This is a genomic window from Stenotrophomonas sp. SrG (assembly GCF_050031795.1).
GTDB lineage: Bacteria > Pseudomonadota > Gammaproteobacteria > Xanthomonadales > Xanthomonadaceae > Stenotrophomonas > Stenotrophomonas rhizophila_A.
Map to the genome: position 1 here is coordinate 1 of NZ_JBNBBE010000052.1, position 352 is coordinate 352.

Genomic DNA, 352 nt, shown 5'->3' on the forward strand with positions numbered 1-352 from the left:
TGCCTGGGTCAATGCGCCGACCATTGACGTTGCAGGCGGCTACAACATCGAGGTCGCACCCGGAGTTCGACCTGCTCGACCACATTTTCCTCACGGTCACCGACACCCCCCGCTCAGTCGCGTTCTATCCGGCCGCGCTGGTCCCGCTGGGCATCGTCACCCGGCTCGACTACGACGGCCGGCAGGGCCCACCCGGCCACCCGGACCTGAAGGGCTTGGGCGCAGGCGGCCGGGTTTTCTTCTGGCTGCGGCAGGGCGTGGCGGCGGCGCAGGCGCAGGCGGCACATGTGGGCTTTGTGGCAGATTCCCGCGCGATGGTCGATGCCGCGCATGCCGCCGCGATGGCCGCCGG

General features: G+C 70.2%; 1 protein-coding gene. It reads left to right on the forward strand.

Annotated features, from left to right (window positions below):
* Nucleotides 1–11 precede the first annotated feature (11 nt).
* Nucleotides 12–352 (forward strand): VOC family protein (locus ACQG3P_RS18925; protein ID WP_426805895.1); only part of this gene is annotated, 341 nt, incomplete at its 3' end.